This is a genomic window from Nocardia sp. NPDC058497 (genome assembly GCF_042720195.1).
Classification (GTDB): domain Bacteria; phylum Actinomycetota; class Actinomycetes; order Mycobacteriales; family Mycobacteriaceae; genus Nocardia.
Genome location: NZ_JBHXMY010000172.1, coordinates 5,350 through 10,713, shown reverse-complemented (window position 1 = coordinate 10,713; position 5,364 = coordinate 5,350). Strand labels below are relative to the sequence as shown.

6 protein-coding genes are annotated in these 5,364 nt (G+C 68.1%); 4 read left to right on the top strand and 2 right to left on the bottom strand.

Annotated elements, in window-relative coordinates; genetic code table 11:
• The coding region (locus tag ACFWPJ_RS14320) for a radical SAM protein (RefSeq protein ID WP_378851094.1) at positions 1-453 on the bottom strand (453 nt) is incomplete at its 3' end.
• Between the two features lie 99 nt (positions 454-552).
• On the bottom strand, positions 553-981 hold the full coding sequence (locus ACFWPJ_RS14315; RefSeq protein WP_378851091.1) for an SgcJ/EcaC family oxidoreductase: 429 nt from the start codon (positions 979-981) through the stop codon (positions 553-555).
• 435 nt (positions 982-1,416) lie between these two features.
• On the opposite strand from ACFWPJ_RS14315, the gene ACFWPJ_RS14310 reads away from it, so the two are divergent.
• The 4 genes from ACFWPJ_RS14310 to ACFWPJ_RS14295 form a co-directional block, all read left to right on the top strand.
• Entirely contained in the window at positions 1,417-3,210 is a 1,794-nt protein-coding gene (locus ACFWPJ_RS14310; protein WP_378851089.1) for a nitrite/sulfite reductase, read from the top strand.
• Between the two features lie 20 nt (positions 3,211-3,230).
• Entirely contained in the window at positions 3,231-3,950 is a 720-nt protein-coding gene (locus ACFWPJ_RS14305; protein WP_378851086.1) for a phosphoadenylyl-sulfate reductase, read from the top strand.
• Complete coding sequence (gene cysD, locus ACFWPJ_RS14300; protein ID WP_378851083.1) at positions 3,929-4,906, top strand: sulfate adenylyltransferase subunit CysD; 978 nt, start codon at positions 3,929-3,931, stop codon at positions 4,904-4,906. Before ACFWPJ_RS14305 ends, cysD begins: the two co-directional genes overlap by 22 nt.
• Positions 4,906-5,364, top strand: a 459-nt coding sequence (locus tag ACFWPJ_RS14295; RefSeq protein ID WP_378851080.1) for a GTP-binding protein, incomplete at its 3' end; no start/stop codon positions are given. The genes cysD and ACFWPJ_RS14295, both read left to right, overlap by 1 nt.

The following is a 5,364-nucleotide window of genomic DNA, read 5'->3' as shown; positions in this document are numbered from 1 at the left end:
ATGCTGCGCCGCGGACTGCATGCCCAGCGACACCCGCGTGTATCCGGCGGCGCGAATACGGTCGAAGAACTCGGGCGAGGTGGATTCCGGGTTGGATTCGGTGGTCACCTCGGCACCGGGCGCCAGCGTGAAGTTGGCGCGCACCGCGTCGAGGACCGAGGCCAGCCCGTCGCCGCCGAGCAGCGACGGTGTTCCGCCGCCGACGAAGATGCTCGACACCGGTGGCGTCTCGCTCGGCAATGCGGCGAACTCGCCCGCCGCGGTCGCGAGCTCGCCGCGCAACGCCTCGAGCCACGACTGCGGCGACGCCGAGGTCCCCAGCTCTCCCGCCGTATAGGTGTTGAAGTCGCAATACCCGCACCGCGTCGCGCAGAACGGCACGTGCACGTACACCCCGAACGCGCCGCCCCCGAAATCGCGCAGCACCGGCCGATCGGCATCGGCCGGTGTCACGCGGGGAACCCCGGGAGCAGCGCTGGTAGTCACCCCTCCAGTCTGCCGGGCCCTGGTGAACCGCCCCGCACGGCCCCTTCGCCGGAGCGACTCAGCGCGTCAGTCCGGCACCACGGGGGTGTTCTGGTTGGCGGTGAGGACCCAGGCGCCGTCTTCCTTGGTCATCACGTACATCGGCGTGCCCTGCCCGGACAGCTCACCCTCGAGGGTGAAGTAGCTCTGCCGGATCTTGACGGCGGCGACATCGGGCCGCAGGAACAGCACGTGCTCGATCTCGTAGGTCGCCTTGCCGTGGGTGGTGGCGCCGGGCAGTACCTGGGCGGTGAACTCGGCGATGGCAGGCCTGCCGAACAGCCGCTTGCCGTGGCCCGTGGTCCAGATCGCGTCGGCGCGGAAGACAGCGGTGAACTCGTCGATCAGTTCGTTGTCCTGCGCGTGGGCGATGGTGTCGACCACGGCCGTGATGGCCGTGAGTTCGGTGTCGAGATCGCTGGGGGTCTGGCCTGCCACGGTGACGTCGATGCTCATGCGACCAACTGTGCAACCTCAACAGCACTCCAGGTCAACACGCTGTGCCGCACCGCACACGCGGAGTCGGTGACGAATCACCGGTCGCTTCCGGCAGGCGAACTATGACCCCCGTCACAGAACGGGACGGCCGTCCAGGGAATTTCCCTCAAAAGTGCGGGAAATATCTCCTTGCGGTCGGAACGACCCGGCTGACATGGCACAATAGCCACATGCACGCAACTGGAGTACGACTCGTGGCCCGGCGCCACGTCGACTTCCAGCGTGTCTGCAGCGCCTGCTGTCGGCCCGGTTTCCCCCGGTAGCGCAGCGGCGTCCACGCCCGGGTATCTCCCGGTGCCATCGACTTTCATCGGCCCGCTGACCACCTGACGCGAGCCAGCCCCTCGCGCCTTCAGCACGGATGTACCACCCACCCCGCAGGAGCGACCCCACATGACGTCGAGCACCGACGCCGCTTCGACCGAACAGTCGACGGCGCAGGCCCGCCCCGAGCGCCCGGCAGCCGAACGCCGCGTGCGGCCCGATCGGCCGCGCAGCGAAGCCCCCGTCGCGCCGCGCGAGCGCACCGGCAAGCCGGTCCGCCGCCGCTCCGAAGGCCAGTGGGCCCTCGGCTACCGCGAGCCGCTGAACCCGAACGAGCAGTCCAAGAAGGACGACAACCCGCTCAACGTGCGCGCGCGGATCGAGAACATCTACGCCAAGGGCGGCTTCGACTCGATCGACAAGGCCGATCTGCGTGGCCGTTTCCGCTGGTGGGGTCTCTACACCCAGCGCGAAGAGGGCTACGACGGCACCTGGACCGACGACGACAACGTCGACATCCTCGAAGCCAAGTACTTCATGATGCGGGTGCGCTGCGACGCTGGCGCGCTCAATGCCACTCAGCTGCGCACCATCGGCCAGATCTCCACCGAGTTCGGTCGCGACACCGCCGACCTCTCGGACCGCGAGAACGTCCAGTACCACTGGATCGAGGTCGAGAACGTCCCGGAGATCTGGCGGCGGCTGGAATCGGTCGGCCTGCACACCACCGAGGCGTGCGGCGACTGCCCGCGCGTTGTCCTCGGTTCGCCGCTGGCCGGCGAGTCACTCGACGAGATCATCGACCCGACCTGGGCGATCGACGAGATCGTCAAGCGCTACATCGGGAAGAAGGAGTACTCCAACCTTCCCCGCAAGTTCAAGACCGCGATCTCAGGCCAGCAGGACGTGGTGCACGAGATCAACGACGTCGCCTTCGTCGGCGTGAACCACCCCGAGCACGGCCCCGGCCTCGACCTGTGGGTCGGCGGCGGTCTGTCGACCAATCCAATGCTGGCCCAGCGGGTCGGCGCGTGGGTGCCGCTCGACGAGGTGCCCGACGTGTGGGAGGCCGTGGTCTCGCTGTTCCGCGACTACGGTTACCGCCGCCTGCGCACCAAGGCCCGCCTGAAGTTCCTGATCAAGGACTGGGGCATCGAGAAGTTCCGGCAGGTGCTCGAGGACGAGTACTTGAAGCGCAAGCTGATCGACGGTCCCGCGCCGGAGCAGCCGGCCAAGCCGATCGATCACGTCGGCGTGCAGAAGCTGCGCAACGGCCTCAACGCCGTCGGCTTCTCCCCCATCGCCGGTCGCGTGTCCGGCACCATCCTGAGCAAGGTCGCCGACGCCGCCGAGAAATACGGCTCGGACCGGATCCGGTTCACCCCGTACCAGAAGCTGATCATCCTCGACATCGCCGACGACCAGGTCGACGCGCTGATCGACGAGCTGGAACCGCTGGGCCTGCAGGCCCGTCCGTCGATCTGGCGGCGAAACCTGCTCGCCTGCAGTGGCATCGAGTTCTGCAAGCTGTCGTTCGTCGAGACCCGTAAGCGCTCGCAGGTGCTGGCGCCGGAGCTCGAGCAGCGCCTGGCCGACATCAATGCCGAGCTCGACGTGCCGATCACCATCAACATCAACGGCTGCCCGAACTCCTGCGGCCGGTCCCAGATCGCCGACATCGGCTTCAAGGGCCAGCTCGTCGACGACGGCAACGGGAATCAGGTCGAGGGTTTCCAGGTTCACCTGGGTGGCAGCCTCGGCCTGGACAGCGGGTTCGGCCGGAAGCTGCGTCAGCACAAGGTGACCAGCGTCGAGCTCGGCGACTACATCGATCGCGTCGTCCGCAACTTCGTCAAGAACCGGGAATCCGGTGAACGTTTCGCGGTGTGGGCAGTGCGCGCCGACGAGGCCGACCTCCGATAGCCGATGAGGAGATCCCCACAGTGACAACGAATCTCGCCGCGAAGCTGTCCGAAGACGAGCTGCGCGCCATCGCCGAGCAGGGCGCGGCCGAACTGGGCCCCGAGGCCTCGGCCGCCGACCTGATCGCCTGGACCGACCGCACGTTCGGCAACAACTACATCGTCGCCTCGAACATGCAGGACGGCGTGCTGGTGCACCTGGCCGCGCAGACCCGTCCCGGCGTCGACGTGCTGTTCCTCGACACCGGCTACCACTTCGCCGAGACCATCGGCACCCGCGACGCGGTCGAGGCCGTGTACGGGGTGAACGTGGTGAACGTGCGTCCCGAGCACAGCGTCGCCGAGCAGGACGAGTTGCTTGGCAAGGATCTGTTCGCCCGCGACGCCGCCGAATGCTGCCGGCTGCGCAAGGTCGTCCCGCTGCAGAAGTCGCTGGCCGGCTACAACGCGTGGATCACCGGCATCCGCCGGGTCGAGGCGCCCACCCGCGCCAACGCGCCGCTGATCTCCTTCGACGATGCCTTCGGCCTGGTGAAGATCAACCCGATCGCACCGTGGTCCGACGACGAGATGCAGGCCTACATCGAGGCCAACGGCATTCTCGTCAATCCCCTGGTGGAGGAGGGTTACCCGTCCATCGGCTGCGCACCGTGCACGCGCAAGCCCGAACCGGGGTCCGATCCGCGCAGTGGCCGCTGGGCCGGCCTCGCCAAGACCGAATGCGGATTGCACCAATCATGACCATCACCACCACCGGGAGTGAGCCTGTGAGTACCGACACCACCGAACGCGACCTCGGCCTGACCGAGTTCGACACCCTCGCGGCGCTGGAGTCCGAGGCGATCCACATCTTCCGTGAGGTCGCGGGCGAGTTCGAGCGGCCGGTGATCCTGTTCTCCGGCGGCAAGGACTCCACGGTGCTGCTGCATCTGGCGCTCAAGGCCTTCTGGCCCGCGCCGCTGCCGTTCGCGCTGCTGCACGTCGACACCGGGCACAACCTGGACGAGGTGCTCGAGTTCCGCGACAAGGTGGTGGAGAAGTACGGCCTGCGCCTGCACGTGGCCTCGGTCGAGGAGTACCTGGCCGACGGCCGCCTCACCGAGCGCGCCGACGGCATCCGCAACCCGCTGCAGACCGTCCCGCTGCTCGACGCCATCACCGAGCACCGCTTCGACGCGGTCTTCGGCGGCGGCCGGCGCGACGAGGAGCGCTCGCGCGCCAAGGAGCGGATCTTCTCGCTGCGCAACGCCTTCGGCCAGTGGGATCCGAAGCGTCAGCGTCCCGAGCTGTGGAACCTCTACAACGGCAAGCACGCGCCGGGCGAGCACGTGCGCGTGTTCCCGCTGAGCAACTGGACCGAGCTCGACATCTGGCGCTACATCGCCCGCGAGGACATCGATCTGGCCAGCATCTACTACGCCCACGAGCGCCCGGTGTACCAGCGCGACGGCATGTGGATGACCCCCGGTGTGTGGGGCGGCCCGAACGACAACGAGGTGCTCGAGACCCGGTCGGTGCGCTACCGCACCGTCGGCGACGGCTCGACGACCGGCGCCATCATCTCCGACGCCGCCGACAACGAGGCCATCCTGGCCGAGGTCGCCGCGTCCCGACTGACCGAACGTGGTGCTACTCGCGGCGACGACCGTGTGTCGGAAGCCGCCATGGAAGACCGCAAGCGAGAGGGTTATTTCTGATGTCCGACCTATTGAGGCTGGCCACCGCCGGTTCTGTCGACGACGGCAAGTCCACCCTGGTCGGACGGCTGCTCTACGACACGAAGTCCGTGCTGGCCGATCAGATCGACGCCGTCACCCGCGCCTCGGTCGACAAGGGTCTGTCGACCCCCGACCTGTCGCTGCTCGTCGACGGTCTGCGCGCCGAGCGTGAGCAGGGCATCACCATCGATGTGGCGTACCGCTACTTCGCCACGCCCAAGCGCTCTTTCGTGCTCGCCGACACCCCGGGGCACGTGCAGTACACCCGCAACACGGTCTCCGGCGCGTCCACCGCGCAGCTGGTGATCCTGCTGGTCGACGCGCGCAAGGGCGTCATCGAGCAGACCCGTGGGGGCGGGGCCCCGGGCGCGGGGAGCCCTGGGCGCGCCCCCGTGACCGTGAGGGTGCGCGACGAACACTGCGCGGGATGCGCCCCC